Annotated in this window: 20 protein-coding genes; 10 read left to right on the top strand and 10 right to left on the bottom strand. The window is 66.4% G+C overall.

What is annotated here, in order from left to right; translation table 11 throughout:
- Positions 1-105 precede the first annotated feature (105 nt).
- Positions 106-1,341 carry an NAD(P)-dependent oxidoreductase gene (locus E3T35_RS14030; protein ID WP_134379687.1) on the top strand — a complete coding sequence of 412 codons (1,236 nt, stop codon included), beginning with the start codon at positions 106-108 and terminating at the stop codon, positions 1,339-1,341.
- Positions 1,342-1,548: 207 nt separating this feature from the next.
- Here E3T35_RS14030 and E3T35_RS14025 read toward each other — a convergent pair whose 3' ends face one another.
- Together E3T35_RS14025 and E3T35_RS14020 are read right to left on the bottom strand one after the other, a co-directional pair.
- Entirely contained in the window at positions 1,549-2,700 is a 1,152-nt protein-coding gene (locus tag E3T35_RS14025; RefSeq protein ID WP_241987570.1) for a sensor histidine kinase KdpD, read from the bottom strand.
- A 103-nt stretch (positions 2,701-2,803) separates the two neighbouring features.
- Complete coding sequence (locus E3T35_RS14020; protein WP_134343710.1) at positions 2,804-3,583, bottom strand: response regulator transcription factor; 780 nt, start codon at positions 3,581-3,583, stop codon at positions 2,804-2,806.
- Positions 3,584-3,879: 296 nt separating this feature from the next.
- Here E3T35_RS14020 and E3T35_RS14015 point away from each other — a divergent pair, with 296 nt between their 5' ends.
- From E3T35_RS14015 to E3T35_RS14005, 3 genes are read left to right on the top strand one after another with little or no spacing between them, the layout of a single operon-like run.
- The gene (locus E3T35_RS14015) at positions 3,880-4,623 is read left to right on the top strand and encodes a glycosyltransferase family 2 protein (protein WP_134379685.1); all 744 of its coding nucleotides are present in this window, start codon (positions 3,880-3,882) and stop codon (positions 4,621-4,623) included.
- Positions 4,620-5,282 (top strand): DUF2064 domain-containing protein, encoded by a 663-nt coding sequence (locus E3T35_RS14010; protein ID WP_134379683.1) that lies wholly within the window; start codon positions 4,620-4,622, stop codon positions 5,280-5,282. The genes E3T35_RS14015 and E3T35_RS14010 overlap by 4 nt, the downstream gene beginning before the upstream one ends.
- Positions 5,279-6,046: a class I SAM-dependent methyltransferase gene (locus tag E3T35_RS14005; protein WP_241988866.1), complete on the top strand. Its 768-nt coding sequence runs from the start codon at positions 5,279-5,281 to the stop codon at positions 6,044-6,046. The genes E3T35_RS14010 and E3T35_RS14005 overlap by 4 nt, the downstream gene beginning before the upstream one ends.
- A 118-nt stretch (positions 6,047-6,164) precedes the next feature.
- On the opposite strand, the gene E3T35_RS14000 is transcribed toward E3T35_RS14005, so the two are convergent.
- Together E3T35_RS14000 and E3T35_RS13995 are read right to left on the bottom strand one after the other, a co-directional pair.
- Positions 6,165-6,683 carry a hypothetical protein gene (locus tag E3T35_RS14000; RefSeq protein WP_134379681.1) on the bottom strand — a complete coding sequence of 173 codons (519 nt, stop codon included), beginning with the start codon at positions 6,681-6,683 and terminating at the stop codon, positions 6,165-6,167.
- Positions 6,683-7,945: a molybdopterin-dependent oxidoreductase gene (locus tag E3T35_RS13995; RefSeq protein WP_134379679.1), complete on the bottom strand. Its 1,263-nt coding sequence runs from the start codon at positions 7,943-7,945 to the stop codon at positions 6,683-6,685. The genes E3T35_RS14000 and E3T35_RS13995 overlap by 1 nt, the downstream gene beginning before the upstream one ends.
- A gap of 112 nt (positions 7,946-8,057) precedes the next feature.
- Between E3T35_RS13995 and E3T35_RS13990 the strand changes: the two genes are divergently transcribed.
- Positions 8,058-9,443 carry a glycosyltransferase family 87 protein gene (locus E3T35_RS13990; RefSeq protein ID WP_241988865.1) on the top strand — a complete coding sequence of 462 codons (1,386 nt, stop codon included), beginning with the start codon at positions 8,058-8,060 and terminating at the stop codon, positions 9,441-9,443.
- A gap of 127 nt (positions 9,444-9,570) precedes the next feature.
- Positions 9,571-10,611, top strand: a complete 1,041-nt coding sequence (locus E3T35_RS13985) for a glycerophosphodiester phosphodiesterase family protein (RefSeq protein WP_134379677.1) — start codon at positions 9,571-9,573, stop codon at positions 10,609-10,611.
- 178 nt (positions 10,612-10,789) lie between these two features.
- Here the strand turns inward: E3T35_RS13985 and E3T35_RS13980 are convergent, their stop codons facing one another.
- The 3 genes from E3T35_RS13980 to E3T35_RS13970 all read right to left on the bottom strand — a co-directional run bounded on the left by E3T35_RS13980 (position 10,790) and on the right by E3T35_RS13970 (position 14,068).
- Positions 10,790-12,142, bottom strand: a complete 1,353-nt coding sequence (locus E3T35_RS13980) for an ABC transporter substrate-binding protein (protein ID WP_092342000.1) — start codon at positions 12,140-12,142, stop codon at positions 10,790-10,792.
- 79 nt (positions 12,143-12,221) lie between these two features.
- Positions 12,222-13,085 (bottom strand): carbohydrate ABC transporter permease, encoded by an 864-nt coding sequence (locus E3T35_RS13975; protein WP_134343704.1) that lies wholly within the window; start codon positions 13,083-13,085, stop codon positions 12,222-12,224.
- The gene (locus tag E3T35_RS13970; protein WP_134379675.1) at positions 13,085-14,068 is read right to left on the bottom strand and encodes a carbohydrate ABC transporter permease; all 984 of its coding nucleotides are present in this window, start codon (positions 14,066-14,068) and stop codon (positions 13,085-13,087) included. The genes E3T35_RS13975 and E3T35_RS13970 overlap by 1 nt, the downstream gene beginning before the upstream one ends.
- A 197-nt stretch (positions 14,069-14,265) precedes the next feature.
- Here E3T35_RS13970 and E3T35_RS13965 point away from each other — a divergent pair, with 197 nt between their 5' ends.
- The gene (locus E3T35_RS13965) at positions 14,266-15,285 is read left to right on the top strand and encodes a glycerophosphodiester phosphodiesterase family protein (RefSeq protein ID WP_104088451.1); all 1,020 of its coding nucleotides are present in this window, start codon (positions 14,266-14,268) and stop codon (positions 15,283-15,285) included.
- A 224-nt stretch (positions 15,286-15,509) separates the two neighbouring features.
- Here E3T35_RS13965 and E3T35_RS13960 read toward each other — a convergent pair whose 3' ends face one another.
- Together E3T35_RS13960 and E3T35_RS13955 are read right to left on the bottom strand one after the other, a co-directional pair.
- Positions 15,510-16,190, bottom strand: a complete 681-nt coding sequence (locus tag E3T35_RS13960) for a hypothetical protein (RefSeq protein WP_134379673.1) — start codon at positions 16,188-16,190, stop codon at positions 15,510-15,512.
- Positions 16,191-16,537: 347 nt separating this feature from the next.
- Positions 16,538-16,984 (bottom strand): metallopeptidase family protein, encoded by a 447-nt coding sequence (locus E3T35_RS13955; protein ID WP_092341995.1) that lies wholly within the window; start codon positions 16,982-16,984, stop codon positions 16,538-16,540.
- A 44-nt stretch (positions 16,985-17,028) separates the two neighbouring features.
- On the opposite strand from E3T35_RS13955, the gene E3T35_RS13950 reads away from it, so the two are divergent.
- Positions 17,029-17,253: a DUF3499 family protein gene (locus E3T35_RS13950; protein ID WP_134343700.1), complete on the top strand. Its 225-nt coding sequence runs from the start codon at positions 17,029-17,031 to the stop codon at positions 17,251-17,253.
- 188 nt (positions 17,254-17,441) lie between these two features.
- Here E3T35_RS13950 and E3T35_RS13945 read toward each other — a convergent pair whose 3' ends face one another.
- The gene (locus E3T35_RS13945; protein ID WP_092341993.1) at positions 17,442-17,876 is read right to left on the bottom strand and encodes a MarR family winged helix-turn-helix transcriptional regulator; all 435 of its coding nucleotides are present in this window, start codon (positions 17,874-17,876) and stop codon (positions 17,442-17,444) included.
- A gap of 177 nt (positions 17,877-18,053) precedes the next feature.
- On the opposite strand from E3T35_RS13945, the gene E3T35_RS13940 reads away from it, so the two are divergent.
- Both E3T35_RS13940 and ahcY read left to right on the top strand, forming a co-directional pair.
- A complete protein-coding gene (locus E3T35_RS13940; RefSeq protein ID WP_134379671.1) occupies positions 18,054-19,277 on the top strand; it encodes an MFS transporter in 1,224 nt (407 codons plus the stop codon).
- Between the two features lie 78 nt (positions 19,278-19,355).
- Positions 19,356-20,843, top strand: a complete 1,488-nt coding sequence (gene ahcY, locus E3T35_RS13935) for an adenosylhomocysteinase (protein ID WP_134379669.1) — start codon at positions 19,356-19,358, stop codon at positions 20,841-20,843.
- Positions 20,844-21,346: the final 503 nt, after the last annotated feature.

Raw genomic sequence — 21,346 nt, 5'->3', positions numbered from 1 at the left:
TCGCTCGGCGCGCGGTGCGTTTCAGCGGGTCGCCGGCGGATCGACGGGGAACGCGGAGCGCCACCCTGGTGCCGGCTGTGTCAGCACCGTCAAGCGGGACCAGCCATGACCGGCGAACACCTGCTGATCACTGGCGGAGCGGGCTTCATTGGGTCCGCGATCGTCGACGCCGCCCTCGCCCGCGGCTATCAGGTGCGCGTACTGGACTCACTGCGCGCCGACGTGCACGGGCCTGCGCCGGCACTCGTGTCCGAGCCCGAGCGCGCGTCCGCGGCCGATCGCGGGCTAAGGTCCGAGGTTGAGTCCACGCCTGAATCCGCGTCCCCTACCTTTCCGGGCCCGGGCCCGGAAAGCGGGCCCATGAGAGAACCTGGGCCCAGTTTCCGGGCCCGGAACGCACGCCCGGCGGGCCTGGACCCACGGGTGGAGTTCCTGCTCGGCGACGTGACCGACCCGGACACCGTCGCCCGCGCCCTCGAAGACATCGACGTGGTCTGCCATCAGGCGGCCAAAGTGGGACTCGGCGTCGACTTTGCCGACGCCCCCGACTACGTGCACAGCAACGAGGTGGGAACGGCGGTATTGCTGGCCGCGATGGCCGAGCGGGGCATCCGCCGTCTGGTTCTGGCGTCATCCATGGTGGTCTACGGGGAGGGCAGCTATCGCGGCCCGAACGGTTTCACCCGGCCGGGCCCGCGCCTCGCGAGCGACCTCGACGCCGGGCGCTTCGACCCGCTCGACCCGGAGACGGGCCAGGCGCTCGAGCCCGTTCTGGTGAGCGAAACCGACCCGCTCGACCCGCGCAACGTCTACGCGAGCAGCAAACTCGGTCAGGAATATCTCGCCACGGCCTGGGCGCGCTCGACCGGCGGGCAGGTCGCCGCCCTGCGCTACCACAACGTCTACGGACCGGGCATGCCGCAGAACACGCCCTACGCGGGGGTCGCCTCCCTGTTTCGTTCGGCGATCGAGCGCGGTGAGGCTCCGCGGGTGTACGAAGACGGCCGGCAGCGCCGCGACTTCGTGCACGTGCGTGATGTGGCCGCAGCCAACATTTCCGCGCTGGAATTCACGGCCCATTCCGATTCCGGAATATTCCGCCCGTTCAACGTTGGCAGCGGAATCGTGCACACCATTGGCGATATGGCGACCGCCCTTGCCGCGGCGGCCGGTGGCCTCACCCCGATCGTGACCGGGCAGTACCGGCTCGGCGACGTGCGACACATTACGGCGTCCTCCGAGCGATTGCGCACGGAACTCGGTTGGTCCGCCCAGGTCTCCTTCGAAGACGGCATGCGCGAGTTCGCGACGGCCCCTCTGCGTGCTGCCGTGTGTCCCTGACCCAGCCCTCGGGGCTATTCCGGTCGCCACAGACACCTGTAGGAGTGGCGAAAACGGCGTAACTCCTGCAAATTCTCGGCGGCCCCGCGCGGAAGCGCGGAATTCCGGCCAACTTTCCTGGCACCTTCTGCAAATTGCAGGAGTCATGCCGTGGGAAGTGATTGAACCCTGAAGAGAGACCGGGAGCTGCTTTGGCCTGCCGACCGATCAGGCCAGCGGATGCTGCGGCAACAGCATCTCAAACCGGCATCCGTTCCCCACATTGGTCACCGTCACCTGCCCAGCATGAGCCCGCACGATGCCCTCGACGATCGCGAGCCCCAACCCGGCGCCGCCGCTCTGACCGGCGCCGGTTCCCCAGGCGGACACGGTCCGCGGTCCACTCGCTCGCCAGCCAGCCTCGAACACCCGGCCGAGATCCTGCTCCGGAATCCCGCCGGCCGCATCCACAACCGAAATCACAGCCCTGCCGTCGACGTGCCGGGTGACCGAGACGACGATGGCGCTGTCGGCCGGGGAATACTGAATGGCGTTCATGACCAGGTTGCCGACCGCGCGGGCGAGCTCCCGGGCATCCGCTTGGAGGGTGAGACCGCGTTCACCCTCGAAGCGCAGGTCGAGCGATTTGCCGAGGGCGACCGGCGCGAGATCTGCGACGGTGTCGCTGATCAGGTCATACAGGGCCACCCGTTCAAAGTTGAGCTGCAGCGCCCCGGCGTGGATCTTGGACAGCTCGAACAGGTCGTCGACCATGCCGCTGAGCCGGTCGACCTGCCCGCGAATCTGCACGTAATACCGCTGTGGGTCGGGAGCCATGCCGTCTTCAAGGGCCTCGGCCATGGCGCGGATGCCAGCGAGGGGCGTGCGTAGGTCGTGCGAGATCCACGCCACGATTTCGCGACGCGACGACTCGATGCGCTCCTCCCGCTGGCGGGATTCGGTCAGCCGATCGGCCGTCGCGGCCAACTCCCCGGCGAGCGAGGCGAACTCCGTCGATGTATGCCGATCCGGAGATATAACAGATTCGCCCCGACCGATGCTTGCCGCAGCAGCCCGAAAGTATTGGTTGTCGCGCACCAGCGACCGCCCCAAAACAGAGGCCATGACGAGCGACACGATTCCGGCGACGGCGGCTACCGAGTAGAACACGTTCAGGTCGTGCTCCGACAGGTACATGAGCGACGCCACCGCGGAGGTTCCGCTGACCACCGACACGACGGTCGCGAACGCGACGACGACCACCTGCATCACGAGCGACCCCCGCGACAGCAGCCGCAGGGTGAGCAGGGCGAGTGCTCCCACAACCAGCGCGCAACCGAGCGCGATGCCGGCCACGGTCGCAATGACGCCAGCGGTCACGGTGTGCCACCCGCTAAACGGATGCCGCGGGCCGGCCAAGCCCCGGTGCCTCCCGCGAGCCTCGAATCCCAGACAACCGTGATGACGACCTCGCCCGGCGCGCTCATCCCGCGCTCCTCGATGCGTCGTTAGCGGGCGTCGAACCGGCCCCAAGCGGCACCGGATCGAACCGGTATCCGACCCCCCACACGGTATTCACGAGCAGCGGATGCGCCGGGTCGGCTTCGACCTTCTCCCGCAACCGCCGCACGTGCACGGTCACGGTGGACAGGTCCCCGAATTCCCAGCCCCAGACCGAACGTAGCAACTCCTCGCGGGTCAGCACCCGCGACGGCCGCCAGATCAGATAGGCGAGCAGGTCGAATTCCCGGCTCGTGAGCACGAGCGGCTTGTCGCGCAACCGAATCTCGTGTGCGGCGAGGTTGAGCGAGAACTCGCCGGCGTCGAGGATCCCCTCCGGAATGGATTCGGTGCCGCTCCGCCGCAATACTGACTGCACCCGCAGCACCAGCTCGCGCGGAGAGAACGGCTTCACCAGGTAGTCGTCCGCGCCCGCTTCGAGCCCTTCGATGCGGTGTTCCTCCTCGCCGAGCGCCGTCAGCATGATCACCGGAAGCGCGCCCCAGTTCACGCGGATGCGGCGACACACTTCGATGCCATCGAGCAGCGGAAGCATGCGGTCGAGCACAATAAGGTCGGGCTGCGCGAGTTCGGCTTGGCGCAGGCCGGCAAGCCCGTCCACGGTTTCATCCACGACGAATCCGGCGGCGCGCAGGTATTGCCCGACCACCTCGGATACCGTCGGGTCGTCCTCGATCAGGAGCACGCGACGGCTGGCGAGGGCATCCGCTCGGGGCGGCGCAAAATATTGGGAGGGAGACACCCCCTTAGACTAGGCGCGCGCACCCCATACCGCGCGGGGCGCGCGCACCCACCTGTCGGTCGGTCCAGCGGATGCCCCGCCTCACGCCGTCCGCCCAACCGGACGGGGCCCGGGCCCGTCCACGGGCCCAGCTTCTAAACTGGGCCCAGGGCCACAACATGGGCCCGGACAACCAACCCGTCACCGGCATCCGCCAATCGTGCGTTGAGCCAATTCACACCAAACGCCCAGAAACATTCAGCGGTTCGTAACCTGTTTCGCCCCGAAGCCCCAGACCTCCCCTTTAGGGTCGAAGAATGATGAATATTCGGGTGGATGTGGTGTTGCCCTGCCTCAACGAGGCGCAGGCACTGCCGTGGATCCTCGAACGCCTGCCCGCCGGCTACCGCGCGATCGTCGTCGACAACGGGTCGACCGACGGGTCCGCCGACCTCGCCCGCATCCTCGGCGCGTACGTCGTGCACGAACGCCGCCGTGGATTCGGCGCCGCCGCCCACGCCGGGCTCCTCGCCGCGACCGCCCCGATCGTGGCCTTCTGCGACGCCGACGCCTCGATGGACCCCCGCGACCTGCCGCTGGTGGTCGATCCGATCAGCGCCGACGAGGCTGATCTCGTGCTTGGCCGCCGTCGCCCCACGACCCGAAACGCCTGGCCTCCGCATGCCCGTCTAGCAAATACCTATCTTTCCTGGCGACTGCGCCGAATAACAGGTGTGAACATTCATGACCTCGGCCCCATGCGAGCGGCCCGCCGCGACCACCTCCTCGCCCTCGACCTGCACGACCGCCGCAGCGGATATCCGCTCGAGATGTTTCTCGGCGCGGCCGCAGCGAATTGGCGCATCCGCGAGGTGGACACGGGCTACGCGCCGCGCGTCGGCCGCAGCAAGGTAACGGGAACCGTGCGCGGAACCCTGACTGCCATTCAGGACATGTCCGCGCTGCTCAGTGCCAACAACGCCCAAAGGGCCAACAACGCCCAAAGCGCCAACAGCGCGAGCAGCACCAGGAACCCAAACACCAACGAGGCCCGCTCATGACCGCTATCGTCGTCATCGCCAAGGAATGCCTTCCCGGCAAGGTCAAGACCCGCCTGCACCCGCCGCTCTCCCTCGAGCAGGCCGCCCAGCTTGCCGCCACCAGCCTCGCCGACACCCTGGCCGTCGCCGGCGCGCTGCCCGCCACCCGCCACATCCTCGCGTTCGACGGTGTGACCCCGCCGCCGGAGGCATCCGATTGGGAGATTCTGCCGCAGACCTCCGGTGGTCTCGATGAGCGACTCGCCGCCATCTTCGACCACCTCGACGAGGAGACCCTGCTTCTTGGCATGGACACCCCGCAGGTCAGCGCCGAACTGCTCGCCCCCATATTTCAGAACTGGAATACGGATGCCTGGTTCGGTCCCGCAGACGATGGCGGTTTCTGGGCGCTCGCGCTCAAAAACCCGACCGGCGCGCTGCTCCGCGGCATCCCGATGAGCCGCGCCGACACCGGCGCTCACCAGCTGCAACGCCTCGACGAGGCCGGCCTCACCGTCGGCCTGCTGCCCGCGCTCACCGACATCGACACCATAACGGATGCCCACACCGTCGCCTCCAGCGCCCCCCACACCCGGTTCGCGCGTGCATTCGCGGAGGTGACGGCATCCGCTCTGTTGCGGAATGCCGAATCGCTCACCGTGAACGGGGCACGTTCATGACCCTCGTGTCGCCGCGCCTGTGGGAGCAGCCGGCCGACTGGGAACTCGACGACGCTGCCAGAGACCGCGCCACGGCCGAGCGTTTTCGCCGCCCGACCACGTTCGGGTCCGGCGGATCCGAACCGTATGCCCAGGCGCTGCAATCCGATGACAACGTGCTGTACCTGCACGGCAATCGAGCCGATGCCGATCCGGGAACGCCGACGCGAGTGTCGACCATGCACGCCGGGCGCTGGAGCGCCGGAGCCGATGCAATCGACCGTTCCCTGCTCTGCGGCGTCGCGGGACCGGTGCTGGACATCGGCTGCGGACCGGGTCGCATGATCCAGGCCGCGATCGACGAGGGACTCGATGCCCTCGGCGTCGACGTCTCGCCGACCGCCGTGCGCATCGCCCTCGCAGCCGGTCTCGCCGTGCTGCAGCGCTCCGTCTTCGACTACATCCCGATGGCGGGAACCTGGGCGACCCTGCTCCTCGTTGACGGCAATATCGGTATCGGCGGCGACCCCGACGCTCTGCTCGACCGCTGTGTGTCGCTGCTCTGCGCCGACGGCGTGCTCGTCGTCGAGGTGCACCGCGACCCCGAGCACGACCTCGCCTACGAGGGCACCTTGCACGACGCCGCCGGACACACGAGCGATGCGTTCCCCTGGGCCGAGATCGGCGTCAGCGCCCTGCGCCGCCGCGCGGCCCGCGTTGGACTCGTGCAGGTCGCCGAATGGACCCGCGGAGGCCGTTCCTTCGCCCGCCTAGCCCGCGCCTGACCGTACCTTCTTTCCGGGCCCGGGCCCGGAAACTGGGCCCATGCTAGCTTGGGTCCCAGTTCTCAAAGCTGGGCCCGGCCGCTCCTCAATAGCGGGCCGCCGACAATAGCCCCCCACCTCAGCGCCCGGAGTCGTCCGGAAAAGCCACGTCCGGTCGTCGCCGGCGCAGAAACGCCCACACCGACAGCCCCACGGTTACCGCCGCGAGCACGAGCCAGAAAATCCCTAGGTTGAGCCCGTAATTCAGCGGCAGCACCGTCGGGTTGGCCGGGGCGAAGTTTTTCGCCACGATCAGTGGCACCGCCACGAGCGAGACCAGAGACCCGACGACAATGCCGCCCTGCACGATCGCAATGATCGTCCCGGTCGCCCGTCGTCCGACCCGCCCCAGCGCAATCCCGAACGCAAACACGATCGGCGCCAGAATCGCATCGTGCAGCACGATCGCCGCCGCAATCCACAGCGCCACCCCGGGAATGCGGGTCAGCCGCACCGAGTCGAACATCACGAACGCGCCCCAGGCCAGCATCAGCACGCCGACACCCAGCAGCACCAAGCGGATGCTGCGCATCCGTTGACCGGTCGACGCCTCGATTCCGGCCGGCGGTGGGTTCAGACCGCCTTGAAGAGAAGTCATCAGATCGCCTCGATTCGGCTCAGCCACTTGGTTTGCAACACACCGGGCCGGCCGGGCGCGATCATGCGGGCCGGATACCCGTGCTCAAGGTCGAGCGTCTCTCCGTTGAGTTCGAGCGCAACGAGCGTGAGCGGGTCGCGCACATACTCGCGCCCCATCTGCGTTTTGCTGAAACTGCCGCGTTCTTCGAGGCTGATCAGGCGAAACGACGTGTCAGGGTCGGCGTTCATCAGATCGGCGAGGTCGCGCAGTCGCACACCCCGCCACGAAGCCATCTGGCTCCAGCCCTCGACACAGGCGATCGGCAGTTGCACGGACGTCTGCGGCAGTGCGAGCAGCTCGTCCCGAGTGAACGAGCGTTCGGTGCCGGAGACAGCGAGGGTGAGGCTCCACGCGGGGGCCATGGCGGCATCCGCTACCTTGGCCTGTGCGCTCGTGCGGTTCACCGGAACTCCCTGCTGGCCGACGCCCTTCTTGCGCGGCGCGAACAAGTTGACCGCGTTCAGCGGTGTGAAGGTCTGCCCCGCGGTGAGACCGACGACGGCGGTCGTCGCCACACCGACCGTGGTGAGAAACCCGCGCCGACTGACCCGCGACGCAGCGCGCGGCGTCGCATCGATGTAGTCGAGCACCCGCCCGGTCACGCCATTGGGGCGGGTCGTGCCCCAGAGGCGCACGGCCTCGGCCTCGGCATCGGAACCGCGGTCCCCCGACACCGCATCGGAGAGATGCTCGTCGTCGGAGGACGGAGATTTGTTCCAGTACCGCGTGATCACCGGAAGCTTGACCGCGATGTGGATGACCAGCAGCCCGATCAGCACCCAGCCGAGCGCAAAGTGCACCTGCCGAAACGGAAACGGCCACGGGTACCACTGGTAGGTGTTGAGCAGCCCGATCGTGATCTGAACGAGCGAGGCACCGACAAACAGGGCGATCGACGCGCGCTCCAGAAAATGCACGAAGCCGCGAACCGGGGGATACGCGAACAGGTTTGGAAAGACGATGTACAGCTTGGCCAACAGCAGCGGAAAACAGGCGATGCCCGTGATGATGTGCGTGCCCTGGGTCACCTGGTAGAGAAACTCGGGCCGGGTCGCGAAGCGCATCCAGTCGAGCGGTTCCTGCAGAAAGTGGCTGTACAGGCCGGTGCCGAAGCAGATCAGAAAGGCGGCGCCGAGCAGCCGCCCGATCACGGTGGCCATGCGCGGATTGCGCACCGGCGACGCCAGCGCTCGCTGGGCCTCGTACATCAATCGCCGCATACCTTCATTGCACCACTGCGCCGCGCTCAAAAAGGGTAAGAATTCCTTACGATGTGCGGGTGAATGGGTGAACGGTCCCGGAAAAGTCACGACCCATGAGACAGACTGAACCGTGCGCATAACGATCATCGCTGCCCTGCTGGTGGCCAGCGCTGCCCTCACCGCGTTCGGCGTGCTCACGTTCGACCTGTTCAACCCCGACCGCGACGAGGTGCAGCTCGTGCTGGTCACGAGCGCGCTCTGGCTGCTCTTCGGCCTGGCCTGGTGGCTGTTGCGCCGTGTCCGGGGCAAAGCGGTCGTTGCGCTGATCCTCGCCGGTTCCGCTCTGATCGGCGGCGCAGCCATGGTCGGCCCACCCAACACGAGCACCGACTCGGCCCGTTACGCCTGGGACGGCATCGTACAAACCAACGGCATCAGCCCCTACGCTTTCACGCCAGCCGAGGCCCGCCTCGATTCCCTGAGACCAGATTGGCTCTTCCCCGCACCCCAGACCAACGCCGTCGGCGCAGAAGTCTGCGTCGGTGAACGCATTGTGCGCGCCCGCACGACCGATGGCGACCTGCTGTGCTCGGCCCTGAACCGTACGGCCGTACCCACGATCTATCCGCCGGCCAGCGAGATTTTTTTCGCCGGTGTGCGCTTTCTCACCGGACCAGGGCCGGAATATTGGCCGCTGCAGCTCGCCGGGTTGCTGCTGAGCCTCGGAACGACCGTCCTGCTCCTCGACGGCATGCGCCGCCGCGGCCTGAACGAGAGAAACGCGGCCCTTTGGGCCTGGTGTCCGCTCGTGGCGACCGAAGCCATCACCAACTCGCACGTGGACATGCTCGGCGTCATTTTCGTGGTCGCGGCCGTGTTCCTGGTCTCGAGCAAAAAAGTCTGGCGCGGCGGCATCATGCTCGGAATCGCAATCGGCACCAAACTCATTCCTGTGCTGGCGGCACCGGCGCTGCTGAAAAGGGGCGGGTGGCGCATGGTGGCGGCATCTGTTCTGAGTTTCGCTCTGCTGTACGTGCCCTATGTGCTCGCCACCGGAATCGGGGTGCTCGGCTACCTGCCCGGCTACCTCACCGAAGAGGGCTACCAGGACGGCTCGCGGTTCGCGCTGGTGTCTCTGGTCGCGCCGGGGGCATCCGCTGTGATCGTGGCGGGCATTATTCTGGCGATCGTGGCCGTTCTCGTCATCATCAAAACCGACCAGACCCAGCCCTGGGTCGGTCAGCTCGTGATGATCGGCGCGACCCTGCTCGTGCTCAGCCCCCGCTACCCCTGGTATGCGCTGCTACTGCTGCCGTTCGTGGCGCTCAGCGGCCGCTGGGAATGGCTGCTCGTGCCGATGGCGCTCACCCTGCGGTTGCTCCTGCCGAACCCGCAGCTCACCCAGGTGTCGATCGCGGTCGCGGTGATCGTGATCGTGGCCGTCTCGCTGCGCCGCGCCGGCCCCGGTGCGCTCAAGCAGATGCTGTCGCCCCGCCTGACCGCTCGTCGCGCGTAACGCAGTCAACGTGTTAACACAGAGTTCATGCGCCTGATGGCTGCGAAGCGGATGCCGGCCACCTCGCCTCCTTAACGTGGGCAGATGCACGCCTCTCGGCGTGCTTCGATCCACGAAAGAGTGCCGCATGCGCAAGATTGTGATCATCGCGGCGGCTGCCGCCCTCAGCACGGTCCTGGTCGGCGGTGCCGTGGTGGCCGCGCAGGGGGAGCCGGCGCCCGCCGCGCAGACACCCCGCGCGACACAACTCGCCGAGTTCGACCTGCAATCCCATCGTGGCGGCCGCGGCGAACATTCCGAAGAGAGCCTCGCCGCCTTTGCCGCCTCGCTGGAGCTGGGCGTCAGCACCCTCGAACTCGACACCAATCTCACCCGCGACGACGCCGTCGTGGTCTGGCACGACGATGTGCTCACCGCGACCAAGTGCCGGGACACGGATGCCGCCTTCCGCGGCGACCCGCAATTTCCCTACGCCGGCAGCCGGGTGCGCGAGCTGACCCTGGAACAGATCCAGACGCTGGATTGCGGCTACCAGCAGCTTCCGGGCTATCCGGAGCAGCAGAATGTGCCGGGAAACACCATTGCCGAACTCGCCGACGTGTTCGCGCTCGTCGACGTTCACCAGGCCGACACCGTGCAGCTCAACATCGAGACGAAGATCGAGACCCCCGGCCCGGCGGGCGCAGACGAAATGAAGGCGCTCACTCGCGCCGTCGTCGCATCGATCGAAGCGTCGGGCCGCGCCGATCGTGTGACGGTGCAGAGTTTCGACTGGGCGTCCCTCAACCTCGTGCGTGAAATCGCCCCTAAGCTGCGACTCGTCGCCCTCGCCCAGGACGAGGACTGGCTCGGAGTCGGCCGGCCCGGCGCGAGTGTGCACCTGGGCGGCATCGACATTGACGACTACGACGGATCCGTCGCCCGGGCCGCTGCCGCGCAGGGGTATGACGCGCTCTCGCCGATCTTTGAGACGGTCACGCCCGAGCTCGTCGCCGCGGCGCACGCCGCCGGACTGCCCGTGATCCCGTGGACGGTCAGCGAGACCGCGCTCATGCACACCCTCATCGACCTGGGGGTCGACGGCATCATCACCGACTATCCGACCCGGCTGCGCGCCGTGCTCACCGAGCGCGGCCTTGCCCTGCCGACCGCCTACCCAAAGCTGTGAGCAGGATCGCTCGCGCGCAAAGAGTTTCGCCGCGATCGTACGGTGCGCTTCGTGAAAAGCGGCTCGCCCGCCTATCATCGGGCGCTCGCCACGAGTCGCTACCTGGCAAGCCGATGCCGCCCCGGCAGACGCAAAAGCGGGCCCGCCAACCGGCGAGCCCGCTCTCCTGCACCCGGAGTTACAGGTACGCGCTCACGTTCTCGTCGAACGAGGTCGCGATCGCCGTGCTCGCAACGGCGAAGGCCTCGGCCGGGGCGGCCTGCTGCAGCATGATCTTCTCGAGCGCGGTGGTGAGCTCCTTGTCGCCGTTCGGCACGAAGACGCGGCCCCAGTCCTGCGAGCGAGTCGTCTCGAGCTGGTCGACGGCGGTACGAAACTGCGGGAACTCGGCGTAGACCTTGGTCATGGTCTCGCCATCGCGGGCCGAGGTGCGCACCGGCATGTAGCCCGTGTTCGAGGAGAAGTACGCGGTGTTCTCGGAGTTCGTCAGAAACTTCAGGAACATGCCGGCGGCCAGCTGCTGTTCCGGCGTGCGGTCGGAGGCGATCGCGACGCCGGTTCCGCCGGTCGGGCAGGCCTGCCCTTTCGGGCCTTCCGGCAGAAAACCGGTACCGACGTCAAAGGTTGCGGCCTTCAGAATGCCGGTCAGCGAGCCGGTCGAGCCCATGATGCAGCCGGTCAGGCCAGCACCGAAGTCGGCGACCTGGTCGACCGCGGCCACGGTAGCGATCTTGCGGTCGTAGATCAGGGACTGCAGGTAGTCCGCCGCTGCGATCGCTTCGGGAGTATCGAGAGTCATCGTCCACTCGTCGGAGTAGGCGCCGCCCTGGCCCCACAGCATGTTGCAGAACCACCAGGCCGCCCAGGATGCGCCCTTGCCGAGTCCGAGCGGCATCACGCCGCCGTCGGCCGCAATCTTCGGTGCCCACTCATCAAATTCGGCCCAGGTCTTCGGTGCCCGGTCGGGCAGGCCGGCCTTCGCCCAGACTGCCTTGTTGTAGTAGAACAGCGGGGTGGAGCGGGCGTAGGGGATAGCCCAGTGGTTGCCGGTGAAGGTGTAGTCGTCGTACAGCGTCGTGTTGAAGTCGGCGGTGTCGAACTCGAGGTGCTTGGCGAGGTCGTCCAGCGGCAGAATCTGGCCGTTGATCATGTACCGGAACCACCACACGTCGCTCGCCAGCACGAGGTCGGGCACGCTGTTGGTGCCCGATGCCGCCTGGAACTTCTGCGCGATCTCGTCATAGTTGGCGCCGGCCGTGACCAGGTTCACCGTGATCTCGGGGTTCTCGGCCTGGAAGCGCTTGATGATCTCTTCCTCGATCAGCTTCGAGGTTCCCGGGTGGTTGCTCCACCAGGTGATCTCCTTGGCCGGAATGACTCCCGTCCAGTCCGTGACCGGTGCGTCAGCGGCGCCGGCACCCGCTCCGAGCGAGGGCCCGCTGCACGCGGCGAGGGTGGCGGTGGCACCGAATACCGCGGCGAGCTTCAGAATCTGCCGGCGGTTGATGGTGAACGTGGGTGTCGCGGTCATAGAACTCTCCTTGTAGGGGGTGGGCACAAGCGAAAAAGAGGGGGGTGGCATCCGCTTCAATAAAACGGATGCCCGCAGATCAGCCGGTCACGCCACCGGCGGTCAGTCCGGCGATGATGCGTTTCTGCAGCGCAAAGAACGCGATCAGCACGGGCACGGTGACCAGCACTGTGCCGGCCATCAGCACGCCCCAGTTGGTGACGCCGTCGTTGTTCTGCAGCAGGGTCAGGCCCACCGGCAGCGTCATCATGTCGGAGCGGTCGACGACGAGCAGCGGCCAGAGGTATTCGTTCCACTCGGAGACGATCGAGACCAGGGCGACCGCGGCGATGGTCGGCGCGCTGATCGGCACGATGAACCGCCAGAGGCGCATCCAGTGGCTCGCACCGTCGAGGGCTGCGGCTTCGAGAATACTGATCGGCAGGGTCAGAAAATGCTGACGAAACAGAAAGGTGCCAAACGCGCTGGCCAACCCCGGAACGATGATGCCCTGGTAGGTGTTGATCCAGCCGAGCGAGGCCACGAGGGTAAAGTTCGGGATCATAACGATCTGCTGCGGAACCAGCAGGGCAAAGATGACCAGCCCGAAGACGAATTTCTTGAACGGAAACTCCAGAAAGACGACCGCGTAGGCGGTGGTCAGGCCGAGCAGCATCTTGAGGCCGGCGCCGATCACGGTGGTGATGGTGCTGTTGAGAAAGAAATTTCCAAACGGCACGGCGGCCAGGGCGGCCGCATAGTTCGAGAGGTCATAGGCTTCAGGCAGCCACTGGATCGGCACGGTGTAGATCTCGTCGCGTTCCTTGAACCCGGCCAGGAACATCCAGACCAGCGGCAGGATCATGATCGCGATGGCCAGCACGAGGCCGAGGTAGCCGCCGAGCTGCAGCGGCTTGCGGCGACGCGGTGCGGCCGCGGTCGTTGAAAGGCTAGGCGTGGCCATCAGTAGTGCACTCGTTTCTCGACGTACTTCATTTGAATCAGCGTGACCACGAGCAGCACGGCGAACAGAATTGTCGCGACGGCGGAAGAATACCCCGCCCGACCGGCCTGAAAGCCCTCCTGGTAAATCTGGTACATCATCGTGGTGGTGCCCTCGAGCGGTCCGCCCTTGGTCATCGCCTGAATGATGTCGAACGACTGCAGAGAGCTCAGCAGAGTGGTGATCGACAGAAAGAAGGTCGTCGGGCCGAGCAGCGGCAGCACGATGTTGTGAAACGCGCGCACCGGCGAGGCACCGTCGAGCGAGGCAGCCTCGAGCAGGTCGCGCGGCACCGACTGCAACGCCGCCAGGTAGATGAGGGCTACGTAGCCGACGTTCTTCCAGAGGTAGACGATGATGACCATGACCAGCGCCCAGTGCGGATCGTTGTACCAGGGCGGTGAGGCCACGCCGATCGCGTCCAGCAGCGCCGCGGTGATACCGAAGTTCGGGTCGAACACGAACAGCCAGAGCAGCCCGACCGCCACCCCGGAGAGCACATACGGTGCGACCACAATGGTGCGGGCCGCGCCGCGACCGTGCAGCTTGCGATTCAGAAGCACAGCGAACAACAGCCCGATCACCATGCCGCCGCCGACGGTCGCGATCGTGAAGATCAGGGTGACCGTGACGACGCGAACGGTGCCGGGATCGTTGAACCAGGTCACATAGTTACCGAGGCCCACCGGAATCGCCGATGCCGAGCCGAGGTTCCACTGCAGTGTGGAGTAGTAGAGCGACTGCAACAGCGGCTTGTAGGTGAAGACGATGAGCAGCGCCACGTTCGGCCCAGCGAACAGCAGAAACAACAGCCACGACTTCCACGGCTTCTTCTTTTTTCGCGGGGTGAATATACGAGGCGGCACGGGCGACACAACGCCGGTCGGAACCGATTCCGCCACCGCTGAATCGGTACTGCGGTGCAGGTCCTCGATGGTGGGCATACGCGGAAATCTCCCTGAAAAATACCGTCGGCCAAGCAGCAGACTCTGTCAGGTTAGGGAGCGCCCGTGGCGCTGATCGGCCAATTGGTCTGTTTAAGCCCACTCTTCGCGAGGCGTTCGCCTGCACCGCGTCGAAACTTCAGCGGGTGTTCACCTGAGCGGCTCTCGACGTCACCCAGCACCGTTACGGTGTGCAGATGCCCCCTCTTGTCATCGGTCACCGCGGAGCCAGCGGCTACCGCCCCGAACACACTCGTTCCGCCTACGACCTCGCGTTCGAGCTCGGCGCCGACGCCGTCGAGCCCGACATTGTCGCCACCCGCGACGGCATATTGGTGCTGCGCCACGAGAACGACATCTCCGCCACAACGGATGTCGCCTCCCGCACCGAATTCGCCGGCCGCCGCACGACCAAGGAATTCGCCGACCACACCCTCACCGGCTGGTTCACCGAGGACTTCACCTGGGCCGAACTCGCCACGCTGCGCGCCCGGGAACGCCTGGCCCACTTGCGGCCGACGAGCGCCGTGCACGACGACCAGTATCCGATCCTTCGGCTGAGCGACCTGTTTCACCTCATCGACGAGGCCTCGAACACCTATCGGCGCACCCTCGGCATGGTCGCGGAAATCAAGAACGCCGCCTATTTCGAGTCGATCGGCCTGCCGCTCGACGAATTGTTCGCCGCTGAGGTGCGCGCGGCCGGCTGGAGCAACGACGACGAGCGCCTCATCATCGAGAGCTTCGAACCGACCGTGCTCGAGCAGCTCGCTGCCCGGGGCATCAGCGCTCAAAGCGTGTTTCTCATCGCCCCGACCGGACAGCCGCTCGACAAAATCATCGAGCTCGGCGCCGCAGCCCCGTACTACTCGGACTATCTCACCGACAGCGGCCTCGCCGCTCTCAGCGTTGACGGCATCAGCGTTGACAAATCCCTGATCATCCAGGCGGATGCCGCCGGCGAGTTGGTCGTCTCGTCTCTCGTCGCGGACGCCCACGCGGCCGGGTTGGACATCCTCTGCTGGACCCTGCGCCCCGAGAACGCCTTCCTCACTGAGCCGCATCGCCGCGGTGAACAGGCCGCCGATTTCGGCCACTGGCGCGGCGAGTTCGCAGCGGTCATGGGCAGCGGCATCGACGGGGTCTTCGTCGACCACCCCGACCTCGCCGTGACCGTGCGCGACGACCTGCGCAGCCGGGCGGCGGCATCCGTTTGACGCGCCGCGCGGATGCCGCCGCGCAGTTCCGCCGCCTAATCCTGCCGTGGCACGCGTTTGAGAAGTTGGCACTGGTTTGAACACGTGCCAACTTCTCCAAAACGTGCCACGAGCCCGCCGCGCGCGCACGTCAGGTGCGAGACACCGCCCGGGCACGCAAAAATCGAGGCCCGCCGTGTGGCGAGCCCCGATTTTTGCTGTGACGCTGACTCTCTTGTGAAGAGCTACTTGGTGGCGGCGGTGATCGTCGCGATACCAACGAGCAGCTGGTCAGCGACGGCGTCGGTCTTGAACGTGTCGTTCAGCAGGCCGGCGGCGACGGAGGAGATGTGCACCGTGGTGCCGGTCAGGATGGCGTTGTCGCCGTCCATCTTGAGGGGCTCCAGGGTTCCGCCGTAGAGGTTGAAGAGCAGGGCCTGGGTCGCGGCGGATGCGCCGTTGACCGAGACGTCACCGAAGAGCTCCGAGGTGCCCGGGTCGATGGTGAAGTTGGTCAGCTCGACGACGGTGTCGCCGGCGGTCAGCGAGAAGCCGGAACCCTCGTGCTGAATGGAACCCTGAACGAACGGGCGGTAGCTTGCGGCCGGGTCGTAGTAGTCCACGTTGCCGCCGGTGATCGGGAAGTGCAGGCTGCCGTCTTCGAGGGTGGCCGTTCCGACGGTTCCGGCGGTGAGGCCGAGGCTCGTCAGGGCAGCGGCGAAGTTGGCGTCGAGTAGCACCGCGGTGTCAACACCGGAGAGGCTGGGGATCGAGGCGAGCGGCGTCGGGGTGGCTTCGGCCGAGCTGGACGAGCTGGCGGCGGGCGCCGGGGTGGTCGTGGTGCCGGTCGTCGAGCAGCCGGCGAGGCCGGCGATGAGAATTCCAGCAGATGCGAAACCGATGGTGGCCTTGGTAAATGTACGCATGGGATAAATCCTTTTCTGTAGTTCGAGCAGGTGGTGTTGGGGTCTGCATGGTGTTCGGTTCCACCCCCGAAATGGTTTGGAATTACCCCAATCCGTTACCGTTCTGTTACTCAATTCAGCAAACGTTCAGACAAGCGCGCGCGCTAATAGCGCCGCGATCCCAGTCGCAGAAAGGGATCGCGGGGTTGCCGCCCTGCGAATGCCCGCCCCGCCCGCATTCTGCGCGTGGCACGTATTGGGGAAGTTGGCACTGGTTTGAACACGTGCCAACTTCTCAAACACATGCCGCGACGCCCCGTGGCCGACGCTTCTCTGTGGCGGCGCTCGCCGGAAGCACGCCCGGCGGTCTAGAAGTGGCGGAAGCGATCCGGCGCGAGATCCCAGGGGTCTTTGCCGAGGAGTTCGGCGACGCCGCGAAACACGCAGGTCTCGATCATCATGCGCTGGTGCATCTCGTCGTTCTCGTGCAGGCGCGACAGCCGCTGAATCGGCAGGCGGTAGAACACCACGCGATTCGTCTCCGGCGTGACCATCCAGCGCTCCACCCCGACACCGGGGATGACCGAGGGCGGTCCGGCGGCCACCTCAAAAACCGACTTGCCCAATTCTTCGGGCCAGACGCCGCGCAAATACTCGATCGTCGAGGCGATCGTCATGTCGAACAGGTCGATGCGGGTGCGCAGCGGCGGCAGAAAGGGGCCGGTCGCCGAACTGCGGATGCCGCGGCCGTGCCGGTCACGCCCACGGCCGCGCACGGTCGGTTCGGGCGAAGCGGATCGACGGGATCGGGACATGCTGCCATCCTACGGCGGCCCTGTAGCGGCTACCCTTATAAGCAATGACATTCCGCCCGTGTTCTCGCGTTGCCTGCCTCGAACCCTCGGTGGCCACGCTCACCTTTGACTACGGGGAGTCCCTGGCTGTGCTCGGCCCGCTGTCCGGTCGCAAGGAACCGCACAGTTTTGACCTGTGCTCGCGTCACGCCGAGCGCACGAGCGCTCCCCAGGGCTGGCAGCTCATGAGGCACCGCTTCGTGGCCGACGACCCCGACTCTCCCCGCTAGCATCGGTGGCAGGACCCGGCCTCCGACCAACGCGCTGACGCGGCCCGGGGGGAACGCTGCTGAACCGTTCGGACCAGGCTAGGCGGCGATGGCTTTGACGAGACCGGCCAGTGCCGGTGCCAGCCGAGCGGATGCCAGCGCCCGCTTGAGCGCCGCATAGTGCGACGTGCCGAGCCGTTCGGACCGGGCTAGCCGGCGATCGCGTCGACGAGACCGGCCAGTTCCGGCGCCAGCCGAGCGGATGCCAGCGCCCGCTCGAGTGCCGCATCGTGCACCGGGCGGGCCCGATCGTGCAGGGCGTGCCCGGCCGCGGTGAGTTCGGTGTAGATGCCGCGCCGGTCGTCGGCGCAGAGAACGCGGGTGAGCAGCATCCGCTCTTCGAGGCGGTTGACCAGGCGGGTGGTCGCGCTGCTCGACAGGGCGGTCGCGCCGGCGAGTTGCTGCATGCGCATGTGCCAGCCGTGTTGGCGGCCGAGCGCGTCGAGCACGGTGTACTCCACGACCGACAGTTCGACCGCGCCCTGGAGCGCTCGCTCGAGTTCGGTGTCAATGGCCGCGTGCAGGGATGCCAGGGTACGCCAGCCCTGGGCGCGCACCTCGACGGCGTCGTCTGCAATGCCCATGGATCCTCCGGTGTTCACGATGGTTGCTTGCGCGGATAGCTAGCGTGTGCAAGTATTTATAGCGCGCCTGCAACAAGTGTTGGCTACAACTACCAGCGCGTGCAAGTATCAGCGTAGGTGGTCAATCTGTGTCCCGCCAGAGTTGGCGCTCATCCGTCTCGTTCAAGGAGTTTCGCCATGCCCATCAGCCTGATCGCCCTCGCCCTCGGTGGCTTCGGAATCGGCCTCACCGAATTCGTCATCATGGGCCTGCTGCCCGAAGTTGCCGCCGACTTCGCGGTGACCCCGGCCGTGGCGGGCTGGCTCATCTCCGGCTACGCGCTCAGCGTGGTCGTCGGCGCGCTCGGCCTCACCGCCGCGGTCAATCGGTTCTCCCGCAAACGCGTACTCGTGGCGCTCATGGTGCTCTTCATCGTCGGCAACCTGCTCTCGGCCATCGCCCCCACCTACGCAATCATGCTCAGCGGCCGCATCATCGCCGCCCTCTGCCACGGTGCCTTCTTCGGAATCGGCGCCGTCGTCGCGGCCAGCCTCGTTCCCGAGAACAAGAAGGCCGGCGCGATCGCGATCATGTTCACCGGGCTCACCGCCGCCAATGTGCTCGGCGTGCCGTTCGGTACCCTGCTCGGCCAGGCCTTCGGCTGGCGCTCCACCTTCTGGGCGATCACTGCGATCGGCGTCGTCGCCCTGCTTGGTCTGGTCTTTCTGCTGCCGGCCATGGCGCCGCCGCGCGCCGGCACCGCGAGCCTGCGCCAGGAGCTGCGCGCCTTCCGGTCGCCGCAGGTGTGGCTGTCGATCGCGGTCACCGTGCTCGGCTTCGGCGGTATGTTCGGAGCCTTCACCTATATCGCGTTCACCCTCACCGAGGTGACCGGCTTCGCGGCGAGCATGGTGCCGTGGCTGCTCGTCGTGTTCGGCGTCGGACTCTTCGCTGGCAACGCGCTCGGCGGCAAACTCGCCGACCGCAACCTCGACGCGAGCCTGCTCGCCTTCCTCGGCGCCCTGACCCTCGTGCTCGTGTTTTTTGCGCTCACCGCTGCCAACCCGATCGCGACCGTGGTCTCGCTCATTTTGATGGGCGGATTCGGCTTCGGCGTCGTTCCCGGCCTACAAATGCGGGTGATGCGCTACGCAAACGGCGCCACCACGCTGGCTTCCGGCGCCAACATCGCGGCGTTCAACCTCGGTAACGCGCTCGGTGCCGGAGCGGGCGGCAGCCTCATCGCCTCCGGCCTCGGCTACACGGCGCCGATCTGGGCCGGAGCGGCCGCCGCGCTCGTGGCGTTCCTCGTGATGGCGCTGGCCGCAGCGGGCGCGCGGCGCCGGGCCGCGGCATCCGCTCTGCCAACGGACCGCGGCCAGCACGAGGAAAGCCGCAGCGAAGTGGCAGCGCGAGCGTAGCGGCCAGCGCGAGCGATTACGCGCACAACGAGCGTAAGAATGTCGAGTTCATTCAGGCTGAAATGGCAAGATAGTGCCATGACTGTCGCCGCACCCACCGTGCCCTCCACCTTCACCTACAAAATTGCCGATCTGTCGCTCGCGGAGGCTGGGCGCCACCAGCTGCGCCTGGCCGAGAACGAGATGCCCGGCCTCATGGCCCTCCGCACCGAATTCGGTGAGACCAAGCCGCTTCTTGGCGCCCGCATCGCCGGATCCCTGCACATGACCGTGCAAACCGCCGTGCTGATCGAGACCCTCGTGGCCCTCGGCGCCCAGGTGCGCTGGGCCAGCTGCAACATTTTCTCCACGCAAGACGATGCCGCCGCCGCGATCGCGGTTGGCCCCACCGGCACAACGGATGCCCCCGCCGGCGTTCCCGTGTTCGCCTGGAAGGGCGAAACCCTCGAGGACTACTGGTGGTGCACCGCGCAGATCTTCGACTGGAGTGCCGAGGCGGCTAGCGCCGGAGCCAGCTGGACCGGCCCGAACATGATCCTCGACGACGGTGGCGATGCCACCATGCTCGTGCACAAGGGCCGCGAATTCGAGTTGGCAGGTGCCGTACCAGCGGATGCTGCCGGTGACAGCCACGAATACGGCGTCATTCTCGCCGCCCTCCGTAAGTCCCTGGCGGAGTCGAGCGACCGCTGGACCCTGGTCGCCGCCGACCTCATGGGCGTCACTGAAGAAACGACCACCGGTGTGCACCGCCTCTACGAGCTCGCCGCGAGCAAGGAACTGCTCTTTCCGGCCATCAACGTGAACGACTCGGTCACCAAGAGCAAGTTCGACAACAAATACGGCATTCGTCACTCACTGCCCGACGGCCTCAACCGCGCCACCGACGTGCTGATCGGCGGCAAGGTCGTCTTCGTCGCCGGATATGGTGATGTCGGCAAGGGCGCCGCCGAAGCTCTGCGCGGCCAGGGCGCCCGCGTGATCGTGAGCGAGATCGATCCGATCAATGCGCTGCAGGCCGCGATGGACGGTTTTCAGGTGGCTCGCCTCGAGTCCGTTGTCGAGCAGGTCGACATCTTCGTCAGTGGCACCGGAAACGTCAACGTCATCGGCGTCGACCACATGCTGCGCATGAAGCACCTCGCCATCGTCGCCAACGTTGGACACTTCGACAACGAGATCGACATGGCCACGCTCGAGTCGCTGCCGGGTGCCGTCAAGGTGCAGATCAAGCCGCAGGTCGACGAATGGCGCCTCCCGAGCGGACGCAGTGTGCTCATTCTGTCGGAGGGGCGCCTGATGAACCTTGGCAACGCCACCGGCCACCCCTCGTTTGTGATGAGTAACTCCTTCACCAACCAGGTGCTCGCGCAGATCGAGCTCTACGTCTCGCCGGAGAAGTACCCGGTGGGCGTGTACGTGCTGCCCAAGCTGCTGGACGAGAAGGTGGCACGCCTGCACCTCGACGCCCTCGGCGTGGAGCTGACCGTGCTGACTCCCGAGCAGTCCGCCTATATCGGCGTTCCCGCCGAGGGCCCCTACAAGGTGGACCACTACCGCTACTAGCCCCTGCCCGTATTGCGGACGGGGCCCGGGCCCCGTCCGTGGGCCCAGTTTATGANATTGCGGACGGGGCCCGGGCCCCGTCCGTGGGCCCAGTTTATGAACTGGGCCCGTGTTCATAGGGTGGGCCCGGTAGGTGCGGACCGGTGCGACACGCCCGGGTGGGGTGCGTTTTGACGGGTGGGTGTGGTGGCCGTAATGTATCTATACGTACCCCAAAGGTGCGAAAAGCCGCAGTGCTTTTCGGCCTCATGTGGGACCAAATCGTAGCCGGATCAGCTGAGAGTGCTTGTTTCAAGTGCGTTGAAGTTGGGCTAGGATGGTAAGCCTCCCATCGAGTGTGTGTTGCTGGTTGAGTCGTGTTTTTCTGAGCGTTTTGGTGTGCTTTGCATGCCGGAAATTGCCCGGTTTGGCCGATTTGACAGCGACTGGCTGGGTGGGTAAGTTAGACAAGTTGCCCCGGAGCGACAGCCCAGAATAGGGCCTGAAGTCGGGTGTGTCCGATC

The sequence above is a fragment of the Cryobacterium sp. TMT1-2-2 genome (assembly GCF_004403505.1).
In the GTDB taxonomy this organism is placed as follows: Bacteria; Actinomycetota; Actinomycetes; order Actinomycetales; family Microbacteriaceae; genus Cryobacterium; species Cryobacterium flavum.
This window is presented reverse-complemented; position numbering and strand designations above follow the sequence as displayed.

Bases quoted from the DNA above. Each gene is read 5' to 3' on its own strand.
- E3T35_RS14030 (WP_134379687.1), top strand. From the start codon at position 106: ATGACCGGCGAACACCTGCTGATCACTGGCGGAGCGGGCTTCATTGGG.
- E3T35_RS14015 (WP_134379685.1), top strand. From the start codon at position 3,880: ATGATGAATATTCGGGTGGATGTGGTGTTGCCCTGCCTCAACGAGGCG.
- E3T35_RS14010 (WP_134379683.1), top strand. From the start codon at position 4,620: ATGACCGCTATCGTCGTCATCGCCAAGGAATGCCTTCCCGGCAAGGTC.
- E3T35_RS14005 (WP_241988866.1), top strand. From the start codon at position 5,279: ATGACCCTCGTGTCGCCGCGCCTGTGGGAGCAGCCGGCCGACTGGGAA.
- E3T35_RS14000 (WP_134379681.1), bottom strand. From the start codon at position 6,683: ATGACTTCTCTTCAAGGCGGTCTGAACCCACCGCCGGCCGGAATCGAG.
- E3T35_RS13995 (WP_134379679.1), bottom strand. From the start codon at position 7,945: ATGCGGCGATTGATGTACGAGGCCCAGCGAGCGCTGGCGTCGCCGGTG.
- E3T35_RS13985 (WP_134379677.1), top strand. From the start codon at position 9,571: ATGCGCAAGATTGTGATCATCGCGGCGGCTGCCGCCCTCAGCACGGTC.
- E3T35_RS13980 (WP_092342000.1), bottom strand. From the start codon at position 12,142: ATGACCGCGACACCCACGTTCACCATCAACCGCCGGCAGATTCTGAAG.
- E3T35_RS13975 (WP_134343704.1), bottom strand. From the start codon at position 13,085: ATGGCCACGCCTAGCCTTTCAACGACCGCGGCCGCACCGCGTCGCCGC.
- E3T35_RS13970 (WP_134379675.1), bottom strand. From the start codon at position 14,068: ATGCCCACCATCGAGGACCTGCACCGCAGTACCGATTCAGCGGTGGCG.
- E3T35_RS13965 (WP_104088451.1), top strand. From the start codon at position 14,266: ATGCCCCCTCTTGTCATCGGTCACCGCGGAGCCAGCGGCTACCGCCCC.
- E3T35_RS13960 (WP_134379673.1), bottom strand. From the start codon at position 16,190: ATGCGTACATTTACCAAGGCCACCATCGGTTTCGCATCTGCTGGAATT.
- E3T35_RS13955 (WP_092341995.1), bottom strand. From the start codon at position 16,984: ATGTCCCGATCCCGTCGATCCGCTTCGCCCGAACCGACCGTGCGCGGC.
- E3T35_RS13950 (WP_134343700.1), top strand. From the start codon at position 17,029: ATGACATTCCGCCCGTGTTCTCGCGTTGCCTGCCTCGAACCCTCGGTG.
- E3T35_RS13945 (WP_092341993.1), bottom strand. From the start codon at position 17,876: ATGGGCATTGCAGACGACGCCGTCGAGGTGCGCGCCCAGGGCTGGCGT.
- E3T35_RS13940 (WP_134379671.1), top strand. From the start codon at position 18,054: ATGCCCATCAGCCTGATCGCCCTCGCCCTCGGTGGCTTCGGAATCGGC.
- ahcY (WP_134379669.1), top strand. From the start codon at position 19,356: ATGACTGTCGCCGCACCCACCGTGCCCTCCACCTTCACCTACAAAATT.